Source organism: Magnetospirillum sp. SS-4 (assembly GCF_902729425.1).
Lineage (GTDB): Bacteria > Pseudomonadota > Alphaproteobacteria > Rhodospirillales > Magnetospirillaceae > Phaeospirillum.
This window is the reverse complement of record NZ_CACVCH010000018.1, coordinates 1-325: the sequence shown is the minus strand read 5'-3', so window position 1 is coordinate 325 and position 325 is coordinate 1. Positions and strand designations below refer to the sequence as shown.

At 38.2% G+C, this 325-nt stretch carries 1 protein-coding gene; it reads left to right on the top strand.

The features are described from left to right. Window positions 1-325: hypothetical protein (locus MTBSS4_RS22075; protein ID WP_217425494.1), on the top strand; the 325-nt coding region annotated here is incomplete at both ends.

Here is a 325-nt window from a genome sequence, read left to right as displayed (position 1 = left end):
GATGGATGGTGAGCCGAGGGATGTTTAACTATACATTTCTCGACATATATCCAGAAACACAAAGCACAGATTCTCAGTACACTTATGCCAAGCTCGCGAAATACAGAGCTAATGGATCTGTTGGGGTTGTAAATTCAGAAACACATAAAACAGAAGATGAGAACATAGATAATCTTCTAGAATCATTTAGCGAATTTATTTATATCCCAGAATATTCTGCCGTCGCCTATCGTCATGTTTGGAACAAGATCAACAGAGAACAATTTCCATATCTTTTTAATCGTCTTTGCGAGGAAGCTTACGGCGGGTTTATGGTAAAATGTCA